Here is a 20,906-nt window from a genome sequence, read left to right as displayed (position 1 = left end):
CGAAAGGACCTCGACCATGCCTGCAACCTTCACCAAGAGCGCCTTGCTGCTGAGTCTGCTGCTCGGCCTCGGCCAGGCACAGGCCGCCAGCCAGCCCAGCCCCACCGCACTGGCGACCACTCTGGGCATCCCGCACCCGGCGGTGATTGCCCACCGCGGCGCGTCGTTCGATGCCCCGGAATCCACCGCTGCGTCCTACAAACTGGCCCGCGACCTGGGTGCCGATTACCTGGAAATGGACCTGCAGCGCAGCAAGGACGGCGTGCTGTTCGCCCTGCACGACAATAATCTGCAACGCACCACCGACGTCGCCACCAAGTTTCCTGAGCGCAAGGATGCCCCGGCCAACCAGTTCACGATTGGCGAACTGAAAACCCTCGACGCCGGCAGTTGGTTCAACGCCGCTTACCCGGATCGTGCCCGTCCTTCCTACGTCGGCCTGAAGATTCTGACCCTCGATGAAATCATCGACATCGCCGAGGGCAATCCGCTGCACAAACCCGGCCTGTACATCGAAACCAAGGAGCCGAAGCAATTCCCCGGTATCGAACGCGACCTCAAGGACAAACTCCAGGATCGCGGCTGGCTGAGCCCGGCCGGTTCGAAACTGGCGAAGAGCAATCTGGCCGTCGGCCAGGGCAAAGGCAAGGTCGTGCTGCAAACCTTCGAGAAGAGCAGCCTCGAACTGCTGCAAAAAGAAATGCCGAACGTGCCGAAAATCCTGTTGCTGTGGGTCGGCGAAGGCAGCATCGAGCCGAAATCCAAGGTGACCTTCGCCGAGTCCGGCGACAAGGACAAAGCCACTTACTACGCCAAGCAAGAGCCGAAAAGCAAAGCCGAATTCCAGCAATGGATCGAGTACGCCAAGTCCCAGGGCGCGATCGGCACCGGTCCTTCGGCCGCGCTGACCAAGGGCGGCGATCAAAGCTATTCGGATCTGGTCAAGCCATGGATGAATCAGTTCACCCATGATCAGGGCCTGCTGGTGCACGTCTACACCATCGACGATGCCGTGGATTACCAGAAAGTGATGGACGCCGGCGTCGATGGCATCTTCACCAACCGCGCCAGCGAACTGCTGAAGTTCTACAAACGTCCGGCGGCGGGCACTGTGGCGCAATTGCTGCAGAACAACGGGTACTGATCGGCGTCTGACGCGACACCGCGTTATCGTTCTTCGCGAGCAAGCCCGCTCCCACAGTTGACCGAGTTCTATCAGGAGAATGCGGTCAATTGGTGGGAGCGGGCTTGCTCGCGAATGCTTTTAGCGGCCGCAGCTGAATTTAAGGGTGAATTAAGTTGCGCCGGTTAACCTGAGCCCACTTAAACAGATCACCCAAGGAAAGACGCTTATGAAAACCCTCACTGCCCTGTTCACCGCCGCTGCCCTGACCCTCACTGCCGGCATCGCCCAGGCTGACATCCGTGTCGACCAGATCCCTGAGCTGGTCAAAAGCGGCAAGATCAAGCCACTGGAAGAAATGAACCAAGAGGCCTTGAAACTGCATCCGGGCACGACCATCACCGACACCGACCTGGACAACCACTTCAACGGTTACGAATACGAAGTCGAGCTCAAAGATGCCAAAGGCGTTGAATGGGACGTGGATTTCGATGCCACCACCGGCAAGGTCCTGAGCAACAAACAAGACACATAATCCCCCCAATCCCTGTGGATCACCGCAATCCCTGTAGGAGCGAAGCTTGCTCGCGAAGGCGGCACCACATCCAACAACAATGAGCCTGACTCACCCCAATCCCTGTAGGAGCAAAGCTTGCTCGCGATAGCGGTGAATCAGGCAACATCAATGTTGGCTGATCGTCCGCTTTCGCGAGCAAGCTTCGCTCCTACAGGGGTTGGCGGTGAATTTAGAGAACGCACGATCTCCGGGTCGTGCGTTTTTTTGTGCCTGCTCGGCGCCAGGGTGGCTAGAATCCGCTCACGGCGTTCAAGCAGAGAACAAGAAACATGGAAACAGCGGCAGCAGACATCGCCACCATCGGCCGGATCAGTGCCGTGCCGGCGATTCTCCAGGTGATCCGGGAAATGACCGGCCTGCGCTTTGCCGCTGTGGCCCGTGTTACCGAGGATTCATGGACGGCCTGTGCCGTGCTCGACCAACTGGATTTCGGCCTCAAGGTCGGTGGCGAGCTGGATCTGGTCACCACCCTGTGCCATGAAATCCGCCAGGCCCATGTCTCGGTGGTGATCGACAAGGCCAGCGAAGACCCGCTGTACCACGACCACCACACCCCGCGCCTGTACCAATTCGAAAGCTACATCTCGGTCCCGGTGTTCCGCACCGACGGGCGTTTCTTCGGCACCATTTGTGCGCTGGACCCCAACCCCGCCGAGCTCAAGGCCAGCGCGATCCAGAGCACCATGGAATCGTTCGCCCGGGTGCTGTCGCTGCAGATCGAAGCCGAGGAGAACCTGCAACGGGCCGAAACCGCGTTGCAGCAGGAACAGAAAATCGCCGAGCTGCGCGAACAGTTCATCGCCGTGCTCGGCCATGACCTGCGCAACCCGCTGTTCGCCATCAGCGCCTCTGCCGAGATGCTGCGGCGCAAGTTCCCCAACCCCGCCGGCGACAAACTGGTCACGCACATCCTCACCAGCACCCGCCGCGCCGCGCAATTGGTGGACGACGTGCTGGACTTCGCCCGTGGCCGAATGGGCAATGGCATCCCGCTCACTATCGCGCCCTGCCCGGATCTGGCCGACGCCTTGCTGCATGTCATTTCAGAGATCCAAAGCGTTTACCCGAATCGGGTCATCCACGCCTCGATCAGCCCTTTGCCGAACATCCCTTGCGACCGCGAACGCGTCGCGCAATTGCTGTCGAACCTGCTGGCGAACGCCATCGTCCACGGCGATCCCCAGGGTGATGTGGAAATCAGCGCGCAGGTGGATCAGCACGGTTTCAGGCTGGCGGTGAAAAACCAGGGGCAGATTCCCGAAGAGGAACTGTCCCAACTGTTCCATCCCTACTCGCGCCCGACCGACGATTCGACCCGGGCGGGATTGGGCCTGGGCCTCTACATTGCCAGCCAGATTGCCCAGTCCCATGGCGGTCAATTGCAGGTCGAGTCCACCGCGCAAACCGGCACGCAATTTACCTTCAGCCTGCCGCCAGCGGTTTAAGCCGTGGTGCTGACCATCGAACCGGAGGTGCTGCCGCCCTCCTCCTGCAACGCCTGCAACAACGCCGCCGTGGCAGTCTGCAACGAGCCCGAGGTGGCGGAAATCTGCGACTGCGCGGCGGCCACGTCAGCAGCCTTGGCATCGGCGCTTTCCTGCTTGGCCTGAGCCGCTTGCAACTGCTGTTGTTGTTCCTGCAATTGCTTCTGCAACTCGGCAATCTGCTTGCGCAGTTCTTTTACCGCATCGGATTCAGAGCTGCTGCTCGAACTGCCGCCCCCCGCCGCCGGTGCGCCGCCGCTTGCCGAGGTCTTGCTGGTATCGCCGGAATCGGTGGCAGTTGCCGTCGCTGACGTGGTGTCTTCGGTGCTGTCGCTGATCGAGGTTTTGCTGGTGGGTGTGGAAAGGGTCTGGTTGATCGAAACCGAGGTGATGCTGACCATGGGACTTGTCCTATGTGGGTTCAGGTTAACCCCATCATCGACATCCGCTGGTCGCACTTGAGATCGACTGTGTACCGGTTTGGTAAGCGAACCGGTACACAGTCGTTTTGCTTAAGCGCTCAGGCGCGCCGTCACTTCATTCAATTGCCCGGACAAGCCGTGCAGGTTGTGGCTTGCCGCTTCGGTACGCTGCACGTTGTCCAGGTTGGTACTGGCAATCGTGGTGATTTCGGTGAGGTTGCGCGAGATGTCTTCGGCCACTGAGGTCTGCTCTTCGGCAGCGGTGGCGATCTGGCGGTTCATGTCGCGGATGGCTTCCACGGCGTGGGTGATGCGCTCCAGCATCGCGCCGGCCTGGGTCACTTGCTCGACACTTTCTTCGCTGCGGGACTGGCCGCTTTCAATCGCCTGGGCCGCATCCACCGCGCCGGTTTGCACGGTCTGGATGATCTGGTTGATTTCGATGATCGACGCCGCCGTGCGCTGGGCCAGGCTGCGCACTTCGTCGGCCACTACCGCAAAACCGCGTCCGGCTTCACCGGCACGGGCCGCTTCGATCGCCGCGTTGAGCGCCAGCAAATTGGTCTGCTCGGCGATGCCGCGAATCACTTCCAGCACCTTGCCGATGCGGCCACTGTCGGTTTCCAGACGACGGATAACCGTGGCGGTGTTGGCGATTTCGCCGCGCATCTGGGTGATGGTGTGAATGGTGCCCTGCATGACTTTTTCGCCTTGCTGGGCGGACTGGTCGGCATCGTCGGCGGCACGGGCCGCGTCGGCAGCGTGACGCGCCACTTCCTGGGCGGTGGCGGACATTTCGTTCATCGCCGTGGCCACTTGGTCGGTGCGGTTGAATTGCTCGTTGGTGCCGCTGGCCATCAGGCCGGCGATGGCATTCAACTCGCCGCTGGCGCTGTCCAGGTCCTTGGCGCTGCGCTGCAAACGAGTGAAGGTTTCGGCGAGGAAGTCGCGCAGGGTGTTGGCGGCCATCGCCAGTTTGCCCAGTTCATCCTGACGGGTACTGGCCACACGGTCGGCAAATTTGCCTTGGCTGAGTTGCGCCACGTAATCGATCAGTTTGCGGATCGGGTCAACCAGGTTGCGGTTGATCAGCCACAGGCTCAACAGGCCGATCAACAGACCTGAGGCGAGCATCACGATAATCCCCAGCATCACCGTGCGCTCGGCTCCGGCGCTGATCAATGCCGATTGCTCAGTGCCCTGCTTGCGCAGTTCGCCGACCAATTCGCTCATCTGATCACTGGTGGCGCGGTCCACGCCTTTGACGGCGGTGTCGCCGGCAGTCGGGTCGGCACCGGCGGCGACGTAGGCATCGCGACCCTTCTGGTAGGCACTGCCCAACTGACGGTGTTCGTCACGCAGGCGTTCGATGCGGGTCTTGAGCTGGCCATCCAGGCCTTTCTGGCTCGCCAGTTCGCCGAGGATGCCCTGCACGTCGCGCTGGCGGTCTTCGAATTGCTTCCAGTATTTGTCCAGGTCCGCCGGTTGCTTGCCGCGCAACAGGACGTTTTTCCACTCCTGAACCTGCACCTTGAATTGCAGGTTGGCCTCATCGATCAATTGCGAGGTGTGCAGCGGTCCGTCGATCAGATTGGCGTAGCTCTGTACGCCGCTGGACAGGAAATGAAAGCAGGCCAAAGCGATCAGCAACATCGCCAACAGGCTGCCGCCGAGCAACGCGAGGATTTGGGCTCTCAGGGATTTTTGCAGCATCGGATGATACTCATGACAGGAAATAGGCACGCCTGGTTGGGCGTGAAAGACGTCCAAACTTCCCTGTCTGCGGTCCCGGTTCGTGGCCGGGGCCGCGCAACCTAACATCTGCGTCATCGGCGTGCCAGAGCGGTTCTTGAATCAATTCCGACCACTGGTAAAGGTCACTTTTACGGCGCCACGCAACCGTCACAAAACCGTCAAAACGCCTTGCGATGATGTCCGGTAGCAATCGCCCTAGCTCCCGTAGCAGCTGTCGAGCGGAGCGAGGCAGCGTTCGGCGACGAAGTCGTCGCAAAATCAGCCAACGCGGTGTTTCAGATAGACCGCGTGCTCAGGTTTGACGACGGCTTCGCCGCCGAACGCTGCCTCGCTGCGCTCGACAGCTGCTACGGTCCAAGGTGCTACGTTGCTATAGCCGAACGCCCCTCCCAGCGAGACCTCATGAACCACAGCATCGATCACACTCACCGCGACACTGACTTGTTCGGCCTGCTTTACGGCTTCCGTTTTCGTCCCGGTGAGCGTGGCCGGGAGATCGATTCGGCCGAGGCGCTGCGCTGTTTGCAGCAACCGGAAGACAGCGACGAATTTCTCTGGCTGCACCTGAACCTGGCCCACGCCGCGTGCGAGCGCTGGATGAAAAGCCATCTGGAATTGCCCGAGGAGTTTTTCGAGGCGTTGCACGAAGGCTCGCGCTCGACGCGGATCGAACACGTGGATTCGGCGTTGCTGGCGGTGGTCAACGACGTGGTGTTCAACCTCAGCAGCATGGTTTCCTCGGATGTGTCGACGCTGTGGGTCTGCGCCCGCAGCAAGTTGATCATCAGCGCCCGCCTGCAACCGCTGCACTCGGTGGATAAGTTGCGTTCCTCGGTGAAGGCCGGCGAGTGCTTTCGCTCGCCGCTGGAGTTGCTGGTACATCTGTTGCGCGATCAGGGCGAAGTGCTGACGCAGATCGTGCGCAAGACTAGCCAGAGCGTCGACCAGATCGAAGATGAATTGCTGTCGTCACGGCTATCGACCAACCGCGCCGAGCTGGGCGCCAATCGTCGGGTGCTGGTGCGCCTGCAACGGCTGCTGGCGCTGGAGCCGGGGTCGTTGCTGCGCCTGCTCAACCGGCCGCCGCAATGGCTGCAGAAGGAAGACGTGAAGGAGCTGCGCAAGTCCACCGAGGAATTTGCCCTGATCATCAACGACCTCACGGCCCTGGGTGAGCGGATCAAACTGTTGCAGGAAGAGATCGCCGCCAACCTCAACGAACAGAGCAACCGCACGCTGTTTACCCTGACCGTGGTCACGGTGCTGGCGTTGCCGATCAACATCATTGCCGGGTTTTTCGGGATGAACGTGGGCGGGATTCCGCTGGCGGGGGACCCGGAGGGGTTCTGGATTCTGGTGGCGCTGGTGGCGACGTTTACCGTGCTGGCCGGGCGTTGGGCGTTTCGTAAGCGCCAGGATTATTAACGCACCCCAATCTCTGTAGGAGCGAGGCTTGCCCGCGAATGGAACGCCTCGGTCTATCTGAATGACCGCGTTATCGTTCTTCGCGGGCAAGCCTCGCTCCTACAGGACGTTGATCGTTCCCACGCTGTTGATCGTTCCCCACTCCGCGCGGGAACGATCATTACAGGACGGGTGGTTATACAAAAACCGCAAACACTGACCCACCGCAGTCTCTCTGTCACATTTTGAAACGATCATGGGCGACACTCCTTCCCTCCTCAGGATTGTCCGTGATGGCTACTCCTTCCTATACCACTGCCCAGGCGCCCGCCAGCGGCAGCAGCGCCAGACCGCAGCTCAATAAAAAACCCGGCCTGTTCACCCTGGTGATTTTCTTCGGGGTACTGGCCAGCGGGTTGTTGTTCACCGCTTACAGCCTGATGCACGACATGCACGAACTCGGCACGGTGGTGACCACCTGGACGCCGTTCCTGCTGCTCGGCGTGGCATTGCTGATCGCCCTCGGGTTTGAATTCGTCAACGGCTTCCACGACACCGCCAACGCCGTGGCCACGGTGATTTACACCAACTCGCTGCCGCCGAACTTCGCGGTGGCCTGGTCCGGGTTCTTCAACTTTCTCGGCGTGTTGCTTTCAAGCGGTGCGGTGGCGTTCGGCATCATCGCGTTGCTGCCGGTGGAACTGATTCTGCAAGTCGGCTCCTCCGCCGGTTTCGCCATGATCTTCGCCCTGTTGATCGCTGCGATCCTGTGGAACCTCGGCACTTGGTGGCTGGGCTTGCCGGCCTCGTCGTCCCACACGTTGATCGGTTCGATCATCGGCGTCGGCGTGGCCAACGCCCTGATGCATGGCCGCGATGGCACCAGCGGCGTGGACTGGGCACAGGCGACCAAGATCGGTTACGCGCTGTTGCTCTCGCCGCTGGTCGGCTTTGGCTGCGCCGCGCTGTTGCTGCTGGCCTTGCGCGCCTTCGTCAAGAATCGTGCGTTGTACAAGGCACCGGAAGGCGACGCGCCGCCGCCATGGTGGATTCGCGGTCTGTTGATCCTGACCTGCACCGGCGTGTCCTTCGCCCACGGTTCCAACGACGGCCAGAAAGGCATGGGCCTGATCATGTTGATCCTGGTCGGTACTTTGCCGATGGCCTACGCACTGAACCGCACCATGCCCGCCGATCAGGCGTTGCAGTTCGCCGTCGTGGCCGAAGTCACCCAGCAAGCCCTGGTGAAAGCGTCGCCGCAACCGGCCCCGGCCGATCCGCGAGCGATTCTTTCCGACTACGTGCGCAGCAAGGAAGCCACGCCACAATTGGTCCCCGCCCTCGCCGAACTGACCGGCCGTATCGGCGCCGAGGTCAAGGGTTACGGTTCACTGTCGAAAGTCCCGGCCGAGGCCGTGGGCAACGTGCGTAACGACATGTACCTGACCAGCGAAACCATTCGCCTGATGGACAAAAACAAGGTCGGCAACTTCGACGCCGACACCAGCGGCAAGCTGCAATTGTTCAAGCAACAGATCGACAACTCCACACGCTTCATTCCGCTGTGGGTGAAGATCGCCGTGGCCATCGCACTGGGGCTGGGGACCATGGTGGGCTGGAAGCGCATCGTGGTGACGGTCGGTGAGAAAATCGGCAAGACCCACCTGACCTACGCCCAGGGCGCGTCGGCGGAAACCGTGGCCATGCTGACCATCGGCGCCGCCGACATGTTCGGCTTGCCGGTGTCCACCACCCACGTGTTGTCCTCAGGGGTCGCCGGTTCGATGGTCGCCAACGGCGGCGGCTTGCAGATGAAGACCATCCGCAACCTGCTGATGGCGTGGGTGCTGACCTTGCCGGCGGCGATCCTGTTGTCGGGCAGCCTGTACTGGCTGTTCACCAAACTCTTCTGACCCACCCCGAACCTGTAGGAGCGAGGCTTGCCCGCGAAAGCGGCTTAACATTCAACTCAACTGTTGACTGACACACCGCCTTCGCGAGCAAGCTTCGCTCCTACAAAGGCAAGGCGAATATCCCGGCTCATTTCCCGAGCCGGGATTTTTTTTGCCTGGCCAGTACATTTCGTCGCTATTTCTGCCAATTAAGTCTTTATTGACCTGCCAAGCGATGGATCGCACTTCAGTTTGCTAACGTGGTGCCGATTCTTAAGAGACTCGATGCATTCAGGAGTGCGACCCGTGAATCTGTACATCAATCAGCTTCAGAAAAAAGCTGACTTCAAAGAAGCCATCTACGCCGGCGACATTTTCTTGAACACTGAGCTGCGTGCCGCCAAAGAACTGTGCGCGTTCGCCCAGGAAAGCATCACCGCCGCCTTCAACGGCGAGACCCACCACCAGGCCCTGCACACCCTGATGCCGGTGGAAGAATTCGTCGTACTGGTGACGCGCCTCAAGGGCCAGTTCACCAACAGCCTGCGCGCCAAGGAATTGATCCTGAGCTTCATCGATGAAATCGGTATCGATCCGCGCGAGTACATTTTCGACGTGCCGCGCATCCGCGTGGTGCCGAACTACGAATACCTGCACGCGGGCGTCAGCTATGCGTACAAACCCCATCGCGATACCTGGTACGGCAGCGTCGATTGCCAGATCAACACCTGGATGCCGGTGCACACCATCAGCCCCGACCAGACCATGATGATCAACGGCGGGTACTTCGACGTACCGGTGAAGAACACCTCCAGCGAATGGAGCCTCAACGACTGGATCAGCAACCAGCGGCACAAGGCCAAGGAGAACCTCAAGGAGGAAGCCCGGGTGCATCCGGTGCCCCTGGAAGCGATCAACAGCGCCTCGGAAGTGCGCGTGGCCGGCAACACCGGTGACATGCTGATCTTCTCCGGCTCGCATTTGCATGGCACTGTGCCAAACCATACGCAACAGACCCGCTTCAGCGTGGACTTCCGCCTGATGCACCTCGACGACCTCAAGCACAAGCGCGGCGCGATCAACGTCGACAGCGCCTGCCCTGACGTCGGCGCCGGTTTCAAAGACTATTTCCACGCCCACGACTTTTCGAATTTCCAAGGAATCCAGCAATGACCAAGCGTCGCATCACGCCCGCCGAGGCCCAGTACAACGAAACCCGTGCCAACGTCCTGAAACGGGTCGATGCCGAGTACGTGGCCGACGCGCCGTTCGTCTTCGCCAACCGCATCGGCGTGACCGCTGCGCTGTCGCGCATGGAGCTGTTCAAGAAAGTCGCCGAAATACCGGGCGCGATCATCGAGTGCGGCGTGTACAAGGGCAACTCGCTGATGCTGTACATGCACTTGTCGATGATCCTGGAACCGTATGCGATCAACCGCTCGATCATCGGCTTCGACACCTTCGAAGGCTTCCAGAGCATCGACAAGAAAGAAGACCCGGCGGACGTCAACGAGACCATGTTCTCCGACACCGACCAGTCGCTGATCCAGGACATGATCGACGCCAACGACCTGCTGCGCCCGGTCAACCGCATCCCGCGTTGCGAGCTGGTCAAGGGCGACATCGTCAAGACCGTGCCAGAGTGGGTCAAGACCCGTCCGGACCTGGTCGTGGCCATGTTGATCCTCGACACCGACCTGTACGAATCGACCAAAGTCGCCCTGGAAACCTTCCTGCCGTACATGCCCAAAGGCGCGGTGGTGGTCCTGGACGAAGTCGCCTACCGCAACTTCCCCGGCGAAACCAAAGCCCTGCGCGAAGTGCTGGATCTGAACAAAATCGAACTCAAGCGCCTGCCGTTCGATTCGTGCGTCGGCTACTTCCACGTCTAACGCCTCACCCCGGACCTGTAGGAGCGAAGCTTGCTCGCGAAAGCGGTCTAGCAGTCAACATGTACGTTGAATGTTAAGCCGCCTTCGCGAGCAAGCTTCGCTCCTACAGGGGATTTGCTGTGGACACAAAATTTGTGCTCGACAGCAATCCCCTTGTGGGAGCGGGCTTGCCCGCGAAGGCGGTGTGTCAGTTAACGTTAATGTCGACTGACACACCGTATTCGCGAGCAAGCCCGCTCCCACAGGTCAGTGGGTTGCCTGGATAACCTGTTCCAGCCAATCCATGAACGCCCGCACCCGCAACGGCAGATGCCGCTGCCGCGCATACAGCAATGACACGTCCATCGACGGCGCTCGCCATTGCGGTAGCACTTCGACCAGTTCCCCCGTGAGCAGATACGGCCGCATGCCATGCAACGGCGCCTGGATCAAACCAAACCCACCCAGGCACGCCGATTCGTAGCCATCGGAGTTGTTCACCGTAATGCTGCCGGCCATCGGCACGCGCCGCGTCTGCCCCGCGTCCTCGTACAAAAACCCTTCCGAACGCGAGCCCAACACCCCGACGTAATGCACCAGCCGATGCCGGGCCAAATCCTCGAGATGTTGCGGCACGCCGAAACGTTCCAGATACGCTGGGCTGGCGCAGTTGACCATGGAAAACTCGCACACCCGCCGCGCCACCACCGACTGATCCGGCTGCGCCCCGACCCGCACCACGCAATCAAACCCTTCGCTGAGTAAATCAACCCGGCGGTCGGTGCTGCTGATTTCCAGTTCCAGGTGCGGGTGCCTGGACATGAATTCCGGCAAGCGCGGCATGACGAATCGGCGAGCCATGATGCTCGGCATGTCGATGCGAATCCGCCCGGCCAGCGACGCCTCGTCCTGCTTGAACAGGCCTTCGATTTCATCCATGTGCGACAGCAGATCCTTGCTGCGTTCGTACAACACCAAACCATCCTGAGTCGCCTGAACCTTGCGCGTGGTGCGTTGCAGCAGGCGCGTGCCCACCAGGGTTTCCAGAGCCTGGACGTGTTCGGACACCGTGGACCGGGGCAAGCCCAGACTCTCACCGGCCAGGGTAAAACTCGACATTTCGCTGACACGAACGAAAGTGCGCAGCAGTTCCAGTTTGTTCATGGGTCCAACCTTTATTGTTCGACTTAACCGACCAGTGATTCCGATTTCCTCCTGTTTATCACCACGGGCCGGATAAATAAACTTCCTCACATCGCTCACCCACCGCTTGAGGAAATCCCATGAACCGTAAAATCGCATTGATCACCGGCGCCAGTCGCGGCCTGGGCAAAAGCACCGCGCTGCACTTGGCTGCCCAAGGCATCGACGTCATCGGCACCTACAACAGTCGCGCCGATGAGGCCCAGGCCCTGGTCGCCGAAATCGAAAGCCTCGGCGGGCGCGCCGCCATGCTGCAACTCGACGTTGGCCAGAGTGAAAGCTTCGCCAACTTCAGCAGCGAAGTCGCCAAGGTGCTGAAGAACCACTTCGATCGTCAGCACTTCGATTTCCTGGTCAACAACGCGGGGATTGGTGTGCACGCCAACTTCGTCGACACCACCGTCGAGCAGTTCGACCTGCTTATGAATATCCATTTCAAAGGCCCGTTCTTCCTGACCCAGAACCTGCTGCCGCTGATGAATGACGGCGGGCGCATCGTCAATATTTCCAGCGGTCTGGCGCGCTTCAGCCTGCCGGGTTATGGCGCGTATGCGGCGATGAAAGGGGCGATGGAAGTACTGACCCGCTACCAGGCCAAGGAGCTTGGCGCACGCGGAATTGCGGTAAACATCCTCGCACCGGGGGCCATCGAGACTGATTTCGGCGGTGGTGCGGTGCGGGATATCGCTGCGGTGAATCAGATGGTGGCGAGCAACACCGCGTTGGGGCGCGCCGGTCAGCCGGATGACATCGGCGCGGCGATTGCGCTGTTGCTGTCGCCGGGCGGCCAGTGGATCAACGGCCAGCGCATCGAAGCGTCGGGCGGGATGTTTTTGTAGGAGCAAGCGGTGCGGCGATCCGACTTGCCCGCGAAGGCGGCGCCACATTCAACATTGATGTGACTGACACACCGCCATCGCGTGTAGGAGCGAGGCTTGCCCGCGAAGGCGGGGGCACATTCAACATTGGGTGTGACTGACACACCGCCTTCGCGGGCAAGCCTCGCTCCTACAGGTCTACCTCGCCAGTAGTTGTTTGAGCACGGTCAACAACTCGACCCGGCCCTTGCGCGGTTCACCTTCGAATTCGATCCAGCCTTCGTTGAAGCCATCGATCATTTGCATCCGTGGCAAGGGATGGCGCATCCCCTGACTTTCGAACAGGCCCTGCCAGGTTTCCCGTGGCACCACGTGCATGCGCACCGGTTTGCCCAACAGCTCGCTGAAACCGGCGCCCAATTGCAGCGGCGTGATCCGTTGCGGGCCTTCCAATTCGACAACGCGCTGGCCATTCCAGGTTTCCAGCAACAGCTCTGCAGCAACCCGACCGACGTCGGCGGTGGCGATCATCGGCACCGGTTTATCCAGCGGTTGCAGGAAACTTGGAATGCCCCCCGAACCGACCGCGTGCTCGACGTCCCACAGGGCGTTTTCCATGAACCAGGCGGGGCGCAGCAAGGTGACCGGCAACGCCAGCGAACTCAGCCCTAGCTCCAGAAGGCGCAATTGATTGAGCAAGTTCGGCTGGGAAGCCTGGGCGCCGATGGTCGACAGACCCACGACTTTGCCGGGCCGCGCCGTTTCCAGCGCCGAACGAATGTTCTCCACCACCTGCCGGGTTTCCGGGAAGCCTGGGGACGGATCGAAGTTGGACGGCATCATCACGAACACCCCGACCACACCGGTAAACGCCTTGGCCATCGCCTCGCGATCATCGACATCGGCCACCGCCAGTTCACAGCCTTGCCCGGCCCACACCGCGCCTTTATCGGCGCTACGCACCACGGCGCGCACCTGATGCCCGGCGGCCAGCAACGTCCGGGCGACCGCGCCGCCCACTTTCCCGGTAATGCCCATGACTGCGTACATCAGTTGTTCTCCTGCTGGATGGCGACGGTTGTCGCGATGGGCAGATTATTGAGCCGTGGGCCGACATTCTCCGATAGCATGAATGTCATTGGACAAATGATCCGGAGTCATCAATGAGTTTCGACGCAAGCCTGGCCAGCGGCATGGGCGTGTTCAGCGCGGTGGTGGATGGCGGCAGTTTCGTGCGGGCCGCCGAGGCGCTGGAGCTGACGCCATCGGGTGTCAGCCGCGCCATCGCCCGGTTGGAGAAACGCCTGGGTATTCGATTGTTCGACCGCACCACCCGCACGGTCACGCTCACCGATGAAGGCCGGCGTTTTCATGGCGAAATCGCCCCGCTACTGGCCAGCCTGGAAGAAGCGGCGAACTCAGCCTCGAACAGCGCCACCCAGGTGCGCGGGCGCTTGCGAGTGAACATGGACCCGTATTTTTCACGGCTGATCCTCGGGCCGAAACTGGGGCAGTTCATGGCCCGTCATCCGCAGTTGTACCTGGAGTTGCAAACCCGCGACCAACTCGGCGACATGGTGGCGGACGGCTTTGATCTGGCGGTGCGTTTCGGCCATCCGCAGTCTTCGTCGTTGGTGGCGCGCAAATTGTTGGAAGTGCGAGTGCTGACCCTCGCCTCACCGGCCTATCTGAAACGCCATGGCCGACCACTGGCGCCGCTGGACATGGAGGACGAGCGCCACACCTGCGTGCAGTTCCGCGACCCACAAACCGCCCGGCCGTTTGGCTGGGAATTTCATCGGCCGGGGCGTGCGGTGCTGCATGTACAGCCCCATTGCCGGTTGTTGGTCAATGATGTGGGGACGTTGCACAGCGTTTGCGAAAGTGGGCAAGCCATCGCTCAGGTGCTGGACTTGGGGATTGCCCCGGCGTTGACGGAAGGACGGTTGGTGGAGTTGTTCCCGGACTGGCCGGACGAGCGATTTCCGCTGTATGCGCTGTACCCGTCGCGGCATCTGCCGGCGGCGAAGGTGCGGGCGTTTTTGGAGTTTGTCAGTGAGTTGTGTGACGGCTAACCGCAGCCCCTTGTGGGAGCGGGCTTGCTCGCGAAAGCGGACTGTCAGTCGACATTGATGTTGAATGTGCAATCGCCTTCGCGAGCAAGCCCGCTCCCACAGGGATGGTGGTGTTCCATGCTTTGCAGTCTTAACGCAGCGCCCGCCCCATCAACATCCGCTCGCGCACCACGTCATACCCCCAGTGGTAAACGTAGGTGTACGGCAGGAAGAACAGCAACACGCCGATGTCGAGCAGGAACGCCTGCCACAGGCTGATGCTCAGCCACCAGGCAATCAGCGGTACGCCCATCACGATCAGCCCGCCCTCGAACAACAGCGCATGCACCACCCGCACCCAGGCGTTGCGCACGATGGCGTAGTGCTTGAGCAAACGGTCGAAAAACCCGTTGAACACCACGTTCCAGCCCAGGGCCAGGGCGGCGATCGCCACGGTGGCGACGCCCATTTCCAGCATCGGTTTATCCATGACCCAGGCCAGCAGCGGAGTGCAGATCAGGACGGCCAGCAGTTCGAAACCGATGGCCTGGAAAATACGTTCAGTAATGGATTTGTTGGCGGTCATGGCCAGACTCCCCTGAGTGACTGTGGTTGCCATGATCTGGCAGCGCACCGATACTTCATAATCAATAACCATCGATCAAGGCGATAGTTCATGGCCTCACACGAAGTGTTGCTGGCGTTTGTCCAGGCCGCGACCCAAGGCTCGTTTTCCGCAGCGGCGCGCAAACTGGGGCGCAGTCAGTCGACCGTCAGCGCGGCGGTGGCGAGCCTGGAAATCGACCTCAACCTGACCCTGTTCGACCGCAGCAGCCGCAAACCGACCCTGACCCCGGCCGGGCACGTGATGCTGCAACGGGCCGAGGAAATCCTCGCCGCCACCAGTCGCCTGGAAATGACCGCCAGCCAATTGTCCCAAGGGGTCGAGGCGAAGCTGACGGTGGCGATTTCCGACACCTATCAGTCCGACCGTTTCGAAGCGGCACTCAGTGCTTTCGAACAGCGTTATCCGGACCTTGAGTTGGAATGCCTGATCGCCGAATGCGATGACCTGGTGGCGCTGGTGCAGCGTGGTCGAGCGAATGTCGCCTTCGCTGAGATGCAGGACAGTTATCCACCGGATCTGGTCAGTTCGACCGTCGACGAGCGCACGGAAATCGCCCTGTTCGTCGCGCAAACCCACCCTTTGGCGACGCTGAGCGGGATCGATCAGGACGTGTTGCAACAGCACCGGGAGTTGCGCCTGGCGACCATCGTCAATCCCTATGAAAGCCGGGCGAAGGGCCGGGTCTGGTCGGCGCCGAGTTACCTGATGCTGCTGGAAATGGCCCAGGGCGGCTTCGGCTGGGCGCCGCTGCCGCGCTGGCTGGTGGGGCGGTTTGGCGCGGGTTCGCTGGTGGAACTGCAAGTGCGGGGCTGGCCGAAGCCGGTGTATGTCGATGCGCTGTGGTCGCGGCTGCATCCGCCGGGGCCGGCGGGGAGTTGGTTATTGAGCAAAATGTTGGAATAGCGGTGCGGCCATTCGCGGGCAAGCCTCGCTCCTACAGGGGATCACCCATAGTCTGTAGGAGCGAGGCTTGCCCGCGAAGAGGCCAGCAGCCACAGCGCACCTCTCGAATCATTCCAAATCCCTGAGCCGCCCCTCGATAAACCGCCGCTCCGGCTCCTGCTGCGTCAATTCCAGCGCTCGCTGATACGCCGACCTTGCCTCTTCCACCCGGCCCAACTGCCGGCAAAACTGCCCCCGCGCTGAATGCGCCAGGTGGTAATCCTGCAGCTCGCCCCGGGCCAGAATCCCTTCCACCACCGTCAACCCCGCCAGCGGCCCATCGCGCATGGCCAGCGCCACCGCACGGTTCAGCTCGATCACCGGCGACGGCACCGCCCGCAGCAGCAAATCATACAAACCCACAATCTGCGGCCAATCCGTCTCCCCCGCCGTCGCGGCTTCAGCATGCACCGCCGCAATCGCCGCTTGCAGGCAGTAAGGCCCGAAACGCCGCAAGGTCAGCGCCTGCTCCACCAACGCGCAACCTTCGGCAATCATCCGGGCATCCCACAACGAACGGTCCTGTTGATCCAGCAGGATCAGTTCGCCGTTTTCAGTACTGCGCGCCGGACGTCGGGACTCGTGCAACAGCATCAATGCCAGCAACCCCATCACCTCAGGTTCAGGCAACAATTCCACCAACAAACGCCCGAGACGAATCGCTTCGCGGGTCAGTTCGGCGCCGATGGACGCCGAGTAGCCTTCGTTGAACACCAGATAAATCACCCGCAACACGCTGTCGAGGCGCTCGGGCAATTCGCTCAGCGACGGCACTTGATAAGGGATTTTCGCGTCACGGATTTTCGCTTTGGCGCGCACGATGCGCTGGGCGATGGTGGCCGGCGCCGAGAGGAAGGCGCGGGCGATTTCTTCCGTGGTCAGGTCGCAGACTTCCCGCAGGGTCAGCGGCACTTGCGCATCTGCCGCGAGGGCCGGGTGACAGCAGGTGAAGATCAGGCGCAGGCGATCGTCTTCCACGTCTTCGTCACTCCAATCGGCCTGCTCCAGCGCTTCCAGTTGAGCGATCAGCAGCGGCCGCGACGCCTTGAACCGCGCCCGCCGGCGCAACACATCAATCGCCTTGAAGCGCCCGGTGGACACCAGCCAGGTGCGCGGGTTGTCCGGCACGCCGTCGCGCTGCCAGCGCTCGACCGCGACGAAGAACGCCTCGTGCAAGGCCTCTTCGGCGAGGTCGAAATCGCCGAGCAAACGGATCAGCGTCGCCAGGATTCGCCGCGAGTCTTCGCGGTAAACCTGCTCGACCCGCGCCTTGACCGACTCAGCGGACATCAGTCCGGCATGCCTTCGGTCACCAGCGTCACCAACCGATCAAGACTTTGCCCCCAACCGTCATGGAAACCCATGGCCTCGTGAGCCTGGCGATCCTCTTCGCTCCAGTGCATGGCGCGGGCGGTGTAGAGGGTGTTGCCGCCCTGATCTTCGAGGGTCACTTCGGCGCTCATGAAGGGTTTGCCCGAGGGAATCCAGCCGGGGATAAACGCATCGGTAAACACCAGCCGCTCCGGCGCGACGATTTCAAGAAACACGCCCATGGTCGGGTATTCGCTGCCGTCCGGGGCGCGCATCAGGGTGCGAAACTGGCCGCCGACCCACAGGTCCATTTCGCACTCCGGCGTGGTCATGCCGTGGGGCCCCCACCATTGGACGAGCAAGGCCGGCTCGGTCCAGGCGCGGAAAATCTTACGGCGTGGCGCGTCGATCAGACGGCTGATGGACAGTTCGAATTCGGCAGGCTGTTTTTTAAAGGGTTGCGGGCTCATGCAGATCTCCTGTTTGTTTTTGATTGTTCAGGGATTCAACTGGCGAACGGGACGCACCTCGACACAGCCGACCCGGGCCGCCGGGATGTCACCGGCAACCTGGATCGCTTCGTTGAGGTCCTTGGCATCGATCAGGTAGAAGCCGGCCAACTGCTCCTTGGTTTCGGCGAACGGGCCATCGGTGATCGACAACTTGCCGTTGCGCATACGCACCGTGGTGGCAGTCTGCACCGACTCCAGCGCCTCGGCGGCGATCATCCGGCCACTGCCCTGGATCGACTCGGCGTAGGCCATGCATTCGGCGTCCTCGGGGCTGTCGGGCAGTGAGTGCAGCGCCTGCTCGTTGCTGTAAACCAGGCATAGGTATTTCATGGGGCTCTCCGTGATCGGCTGATCAACTATGGCTGCTGTTTGGCGTTATGGCTGCTTTTCCGACGATCAGGGTTTCAGGTCGAACAGCGCAGCGCCGCTGGTCATGTCGAACGGTGCCGACCAGTGCTCATGGACGATCTGCCACAGCCCTGCCTCTTGCCGGTAGCACTGCGTGACGCGCATCCAGCAGGCCTGGGTTTCGCCCTTGTCGTTGGTGCCGCCGCAATGGGCCAGCCAATGGGCGAAGGCGATTTCCTGGGACGGCGCGATATCGATCTCATGGAATTCGAAAATGTGCGGGCCGGGGCACATTTCCATGCAGGCCTGCCAGTGCGCCCGGTACGCCGCTTTGCCCTTGAATTGCAGGGCCTTGACCGCGTCGAAGGACACGATGTCGTCGGCGTACAGGGCCATGACTTTTTCCACGTCCTTGATGATGACGGCCTGACGATAGTTTTCGATCAGGTTATGGATTTGGGTTTGAGCGTGCATGGTGCTTTCTCCGTGGTTTTTGTTGGGAAGACACCTCTAGTCGTTCGGCGTAACGTTGAATCGACACCTGAAATAAAAATAATCCAACTACGCAAACTCGCTAGAATTCGAGGCCCGTTTGCAGTGGAAAAAGGACACTCCCGTGACAGCTCTACTCGTGCCTTACGAAAGCCTGAACGCGCACCAGTGCCGACAGGTCGAGGCCATCGAAGTACACAAAGAACAAATCAAGTTCTCCGGCGACATCCACGGTGCGTTGCACACCTTGCTGTCCAAACCCGGTCCCGGCGTCAAAGGTTTTGCCTTGCTGGTCGAGGACATCCCCGTCGCATTCCTGCTGCTCAAGCGCCCACCGGCACTACCGGCCTGGGCAAATGAACACAGCGCCACGTTGCACGCCTTGCAAGTCGATCAACGCGCCCAGGGCAAGGGGTATGGCAAGGCCTGCCTGCAAGCGTTGCCCGATGCTGCGCGCCAGGCGTTTCCGGAAATAAAGGGGCTGGAGTTGTCAGTGGACGCCGACAACGAAGCGGCCATCGCGCTGTATGCCAAATTTGGCTTCGTCGACAGTGGCGAGGCGTACAAGGGCCGCATCGGCTACGAACGGCGGATGGGCCTGGTTTTCTGAATCGTTGAGGGAAAAACGATGGTGAATTCAATCGAAGCACTGGAGGCCATCTACGGCCAACCCCATGACCGTGCCGTGCGCAAGCAGATCGCGTTTTTGAACGAGGACTATCAGGCGATGGTCCGCGCTTCGCCGCTGATCATCATCAGCTCGGTCGGCCCGGATGGTATGGACGGTTCGCCTCGGGGCGATGCGCCGGGTTTTGTGCGGATCATCGATGAGCACACCCTGGCGATCCCGGATCGTCCGGGCAACAACCGCATCGATACGCTGCGCAACGTAGTGCTCGATTCACGGGTGTCGCTGCTGTTCATCATTCCGGGGATTGGCGAGACACTGCGGGTCAACGGCACCGCGCAGATCAGCGCCGAACCTGAGCTGCTGGAGAGTTTCGCAGTCAACGGCAAACCGGCGCGTACGGTGATGCTGGTGACGGTGGACGCGGCGTATTTCCACTGTTCGAAGGCGATTGTGCGTTCGCAGCTGTGGAACCCGGAACGCTACCTGGACCGCTCAGCCCTGCCGACGGCGGGGGCGTTTCACAAGCGGCTGAATGATGGGCAATTTGATGCCGAGACGTATGACCGAGAAGCGCCGGCCAGGGTGCGCGATAGCCTTTACTAGCAATTGAGATCTTTCGATCGCCTTCGCGGGCAAGCCTCGCTCCTACAAGTCCTGCGCGAATCCTGTAGGAGCGAGGCTTGCCCGCGAAGGCAATTTCAGCCGCACCGAATCAATCAGAGCTCAAGCACCATCTCATGCCAAGCCATCCCGCCATGGTCGGACGCCGACGGTTTGATGTAGGCAAACCCGAACCCCGCATACAGCGGAATGTGCCGCTCCTTGCACATCAAATGGATGCTGGCCTTGCCCATCCCGCGCATCCGCTCGATGAATTCGCCCATCAAGCGTTTAGCCAGACCCTGCCCCTGATAATCCGGGTGGACCACCACCGACATGATCACCACATGCGGGCCTTTCGGGTCGTGGCCGATCAGTTCCTTGAACGCTTCGTCTGACATTTCCACTTCAAACGCCGCACCGGAATTGATGAAACCGGCCACAACGCCATCGACGTCTGCCACGATGAAACCTTCGGGCCAGGTGGCGATGCGGGTGGCGATTTTTTCCCGGGTGGCGGCTTCGTCGCCTTCATAGGCCACGGTTTCGATGGCGAAGCAGCGGTCCAGGTCGACGGGGGTGACGTGACGGATAACGGTGTTCATGGCGGCTCGGATTCAGCGTTGGAAAGGTGGGAGATCATAGAGGAATAAGGTGTTCATATCGATCACCGTCGGCGCCGTAAAGCCTGCGTATAGGCGCTTTCATTGCTCCAGGATTCGGCCTATTGGTGTTCCCTGTCTCTGATCATCAATAGGGGGAATACGTCATGAGCAGCGTTCAGATCGGTCTTCTTATGCTCTCGGGCATCATCGCGTTTGGCTTTGTCACCCTGTCCA

The 20,906-nt window shown here is 60.9% G+C and carries 22 protein-coding genes; 12 read left to right on the top strand and 10 right to left on the bottom strand.

The annotated features are described in order from the left end of the window. Positions 1-16 precede the first annotated feature (16 nt). From BK665_RS16495 to BK665_RS16485, 3 genes are all read left to right on the top strand, one after another. A complete protein-coding gene (locus BK665_RS16495) occupies positions 17-1,144 on the top strand; it encodes a glycerophosphodiester phosphodiesterase (RefSeq protein WP_123407261.1) in 1,128 nt (375 codons plus the stop codon). A 208-nt stretch (positions 1,145-1,352) separates the two neighbouring features. Next, positions 1,353-1,658, top strand: coding sequence for a PepSY domain-containing protein (locus tag BK665_RS16490; RefSeq protein ID WP_123407259.1), 306 nt, complete (start codon positions 1,353-1,355; stop codon positions 1,656-1,658). Between the two features lie 311 nt (positions 1,659-1,969). Further along, positions 1,970-3,145, top strand: coding sequence for a GAF domain-containing sensor histidine kinase (locus BK665_RS16485; protein WP_123407257.1), 1,176 nt, complete (start codon positions 1,970-1,972; stop codon positions 3,143-3,145). On the opposite strand, the gene BK665_RS16480 is transcribed toward BK665_RS16485, so the two are convergent. Both BK665_RS16480 and BK665_RS16475 read right to left on the bottom strand, forming a co-directional pair. Further along, positions 3,142-3,585 (bottom strand): hypothetical protein, encoded by a 444-nt coding sequence (locus BK665_RS16480; protein ID WP_123407255.1) that lies wholly within the window; start codon positions 3,583-3,585, stop codon positions 3,142-3,144. The genes BK665_RS16485 and BK665_RS16480 overlap by 4 nt on opposite strands. A gap of 111 nt (positions 3,586-3,696) precedes the next feature. Then, positions 3,697-5,319, bottom strand: a complete 1,623-nt coding sequence (locus BK665_RS16475; protein WP_123407253.1) for a methyl-accepting chemotaxis protein — start codon at positions 5,317-5,319, stop codon at positions 3,697-3,699. Between the two features lie 444 nt (positions 5,320-5,763). Here BK665_RS16475 and BK665_RS16470 point away from each other — a divergent pair, with 444 nt between their 5' ends. The 4 genes from BK665_RS16470 to BK665_RS16455 all read left to right on the top strand — a co-directional run bounded on the left by BK665_RS16470 (position 5,764) and on the right by BK665_RS16455 (position 10,549). Then, positions 5,764-6,786: a transporter gene (locus BK665_RS16470; protein WP_123407250.1), complete on the top strand. Its 1,023-nt coding sequence runs from the start codon at positions 5,764-5,766 to the stop codon at positions 6,784-6,786. 272 nt (positions 6,787-7,058) lie between these two features. Next, positions 7,059-8,678, top strand: coding sequence for an inorganic phosphate transporter (locus BK665_RS16465; RefSeq protein ID WP_123407248.1), 1,620 nt, complete (start codon positions 7,059-7,061; stop codon positions 8,676-8,678). A gap of 285 nt (positions 8,679-8,963) precedes the next feature. Then, positions 8,964-9,830, top strand: a complete 867-nt coding sequence (locus BK665_RS16460) for a phytanoyl-CoA dioxygenase family protein (RefSeq protein WP_123407247.1) — start codon at positions 8,964-8,966, stop codon at positions 9,828-9,830. Continuing rightward, complete coding sequence (locus tag BK665_RS16455) at positions 9,827-10,549, top strand: TylF/MycF/NovP-related O-methyltransferase (protein ID WP_123407245.1); 723 nt, start codon at positions 9,827-9,829, stop codon at positions 10,547-10,549. Before BK665_RS16460 ends, BK665_RS16455 begins: the two co-directional genes overlap by 4 nt. 246 nt (positions 10,550-10,795) lie before the next feature. Here the strand turns inward: BK665_RS16455 and BK665_RS16445 are convergent, their stop codons facing one another. Further along, positions 10,796-11,692, bottom strand: coding sequence for a LysR family transcriptional regulator (locus tag BK665_RS16445; protein WP_123407243.1), 897 nt, complete (start codon positions 11,690-11,692; stop codon positions 10,796-10,798). A 119-nt stretch (positions 11,693-11,811) separates the two neighbouring features. Here BK665_RS16445 and BK665_RS16440 point away from each other — a divergent pair, with 119 nt between their 5' ends. Continuing rightward, positions 11,812-12,570, top strand: a complete 759-nt coding sequence (locus BK665_RS16440; protein WP_123407241.1) for an SDR family NAD(P)-dependent oxidoreductase — start codon at positions 11,812-11,814, stop codon at positions 12,568-12,570. A 177-nt stretch (positions 12,571-12,747) separates the two neighbouring features. On the opposite strand, the gene BK665_RS16435 is transcribed toward BK665_RS16440, so the two are convergent. Beyond that, positions 12,748-13,599, bottom strand: coding sequence for an NmrA family NAD(P)-binding protein (locus tag BK665_RS16435; protein ID WP_123407239.1), 852 nt, complete (start codon positions 13,597-13,599; stop codon positions 12,748-12,750). A 113-nt stretch (positions 13,600-13,712) separates the two neighbouring features. Here BK665_RS16435 and BK665_RS16430 point away from each other — a divergent pair, with 113 nt between their 5' ends. Next, positions 13,713-14,624 (top strand): LysR family transcriptional regulator, encoded by a 912-nt coding sequence (locus BK665_RS16430; RefSeq protein ID WP_123407237.1) that lies wholly within the window; start codon positions 13,713-13,715, stop codon positions 14,622-14,624. A 130-nt stretch (positions 14,625-14,754) separates the two neighbouring features. Here the strand turns inward: BK665_RS16430 and BK665_RS16425 are convergent, their stop codons facing one another. After that, entirely contained in the window at positions 14,755-15,189 is a 435-nt protein-coding gene (locus BK665_RS16425) for a multidrug/biocide efflux PACE transporter (protein WP_123407406.1), read from the bottom strand. A gap of 90 nt (positions 15,190-15,279) precedes the next feature. Between BK665_RS16425 and BK665_RS16420 the strand changes: the two genes are divergently transcribed. Continuing rightward, positions 15,280-16,134, top strand: coding sequence for a LysR family transcriptional regulator (locus BK665_RS16420; protein WP_123407235.1), 855 nt, complete (start codon positions 15,280-15,282; stop codon positions 16,132-16,134). Between the two features lie 108 nt (positions 16,135-16,242). Here the strand turns inward: BK665_RS16420 and BK665_RS16415 are convergent, their stop codons facing one another. The 4 genes from BK665_RS16415 to BK665_RS16400 all read right to left on the bottom strand — a co-directional run bounded on the left by BK665_RS16415 (position 16,243) and on the right by BK665_RS16400 (position 18,818). Next, positions 16,243-17,463: an RNA polymerase sigma factor gene (locus BK665_RS16415; protein WP_123407232.1), complete on the bottom strand. Its 1,221-nt coding sequence runs from the start codon at positions 17,461-17,463 to the stop codon at positions 16,243-16,245. Further along, positions 17,463-17,954, bottom strand: coding sequence for an SRPBCC family protein (locus BK665_RS16410; RefSeq protein ID WP_123407230.1), 492 nt, complete (start codon positions 17,952-17,954; stop codon positions 17,463-17,465). Before BK665_RS16410 ends, BK665_RS16415 begins: the two co-directional genes overlap by 1 nt. A gap of 27 nt (positions 17,955-17,981) precedes the next feature. Continuing rightward, the gene (locus tag BK665_RS16405; protein ID WP_054044847.1) at positions 17,982-18,326 is read right to left on the bottom strand and encodes a YciI family protein; all 345 of its coding nucleotides are present in this window, start codon (positions 18,324-18,326) and stop codon (positions 17,982-17,984) included. Positions 18,327-18,392: 66 nt separating this feature from the next. Further along, on the bottom strand, positions 18,393-18,818 hold the full coding sequence (locus BK665_RS16400) for a YybH family protein (RefSeq protein ID WP_123407228.1): 426 nt from the start codon (positions 18,816-18,818) through the stop codon (positions 18,393-18,395). A gap of 142 nt (positions 18,819-18,960) precedes the next feature. On the opposite strand from BK665_RS16400, the gene BK665_RS16395 reads away from it, so the two are divergent. Next, positions 18,961-19,446 (top strand): GNAT family N-acetyltransferase, encoded by a 486-nt coding sequence (locus BK665_RS16395; RefSeq protein ID WP_123407226.1) that lies wholly within the window; start codon positions 18,961-18,963, stop codon positions 19,444-19,446. Between the two features lie 18 nt (positions 19,447-19,464). After that, entirely contained in the window at positions 19,465-20,070 is a 606-nt protein-coding gene (locus tag BK665_RS16390) for a pyridoxamine 5'-phosphate oxidase family protein (RefSeq protein WP_123407224.1), read from the top strand. Positions 20,071-20,183: 113 nt separating this feature from the next. Here BK665_RS16390 and BK665_RS16385 read toward each other — a convergent pair whose 3' ends face one another. Continuing rightward, positions 20,184-20,672, bottom strand: a complete 489-nt coding sequence (locus tag BK665_RS16385) for a GNAT family N-acetyltransferase (RefSeq protein WP_123407222.1) — start codon at positions 20,670-20,672, stop codon at positions 20,184-20,186. Between the last annotated feature and the right edge of the window lie 234 nt (positions 20,673-20,906).

The organism is Pseudomonas frederiksbergensis, from assembly GCF_003732665.1.
Classification (GTDB): Bacteria; Pseudomonadota; Gammaproteobacteria; order Pseudomonadales; family Pseudomonadaceae; genus Aquipseudomonas; species Aquipseudomonas frederiksbergensis_G.
This window is presented reverse-complemented; position numbering and strand designations above follow the sequence as displayed.

What these genes read in the sequence shown, in the direction of transcription:
- BK665_RS16385 (WP_123407222.1), bottom strand. Translation starts at nt 20,672, where the DNA reads ATGAACACCGTTATCCGTCACGTCACCCCCGTCGACCTGGACCGCTGC.
- BK665_RS16440 (WP_123407241.1), top strand. Translation starts at nt 11,812, where the DNA reads ATGAACCGTAAAATCGCATTGATCACCGGCGCCAGTCGCGGCCTGGGC.
- BK665_RS16480 (WP_123407255.1), bottom strand. Translation starts at nt 3,585, where the DNA reads ATGGTCAGCATCACCTCGGTTTCGATCAACCAGACCCTTTCCACACCC.
- BK665_RS16495 (WP_123407261.1), top strand. Translation starts at nt 17, where the DNA reads ATGCCTGCAACCTTCACCAAGAGCGCCTTGCTGCTGAGTCTGCTGCTC.
- BK665_RS16470 (WP_123407250.1), top strand. Translation starts at nt 5,764, where the DNA reads ATGAACCACAGCATCGATCACACTCACCGCGACACTGACTTGTTCGGC.
- BK665_RS16425 (WP_123407406.1), bottom strand. Translation starts at nt 15,189, where the DNA reads ATGACCGCCAACAAATCCATTACTGAACGTATTTTCCAGGCCATCGGT.
- BK665_RS16410 (WP_123407230.1), bottom strand. Translation starts at nt 17,954, where the DNA reads ATGAGCCCGCAACCCTTTAAAAAACAGCCTGCCGAATTCGAACTGTCC.
- BK665_RS16445 (WP_123407243.1), bottom strand. Translation starts at nt 11,692, where the DNA reads ATGAACAAACTGGAACTGCTGCGCACTTTCGTTCGTGTCAGCGAAATG.
- BK665_RS16485 (WP_123407257.1), top strand. Translation starts at nt 1,970, where the DNA reads ATGGAAACAGCGGCAGCAGACATCGCCACCATCGGCCGGATCAGTGCC.
- BK665_RS16465 (WP_123407248.1), top strand. Translation starts at nt 7,059, where the DNA reads ATGGCTACTCCTTCCTATACCACTGCCCAGGCGCCCGCCAGCGGCAGC.
- BK665_RS16420 (WP_123407235.1), top strand. Translation starts at nt 15,280, where the DNA reads ATGGCCTCACACGAAGTGTTGCTGGCGTTTGTCCAGGCCGCGACCCAA.
- BK665_RS16430 (WP_123407237.1), top strand. Translation starts at nt 13,713, where the DNA reads ATGAGTTTCGACGCAAGCCTGGCCAGCGGCATGGGCGTGTTCAGCGCG.
- BK665_RS16405 (WP_054044847.1), bottom strand. Translation starts at nt 18,326, where the DNA reads ATGAAATACCTATGCCTGGTTTACAGCAACGAGCAGGCGCTGCACTCA.
- BK665_RS16475 (WP_123407253.1), bottom strand. Translation starts at nt 5,319, where the DNA reads ATGCTGCAAAAATCCCTGAGAGCCCAAATCCTCGCGTTGCTCGGCGGC.
- BK665_RS16455 (WP_123407245.1), top strand. Translation starts at nt 9,827, where the DNA reads ATGACCAAGCGTCGCATCACGCCCGCCGAGGCCCAGTACAACGAAACC.
- BK665_RS16400 (WP_123407228.1), bottom strand. Translation starts at nt 18,818, where the DNA reads ATGCACGCTCAAACCCAAATCCATAACCTGATCGAAAACTATCGTCAG.
- BK665_RS16415 (WP_123407232.1), bottom strand. Translation starts at nt 17,463, where the DNA reads ATGTCCGCTGAGTCGGTCAAGGCGCGGGTCGAGCAGGTTTACCGCGAA.
- BK665_RS16435 (WP_123407239.1), bottom strand. Translation starts at nt 13,599, where the DNA reads ATGTACGCAGTCATGGGCATTACCGGGAAAGTGGGCGGCGCGGTCGCC.
- BK665_RS16390 (WP_123407224.1), top strand. Translation starts at nt 19,465, where the DNA reads ATGGTGAATTCAATCGAAGCACTGGAGGCCATCTACGGCCAACCCCAT.
- BK665_RS16490 (WP_123407259.1), top strand. Translation starts at nt 1,353, where the DNA reads ATGAAAACCCTCACTGCCCTGTTCACCGCCGCTGCCCTGACCCTCACT.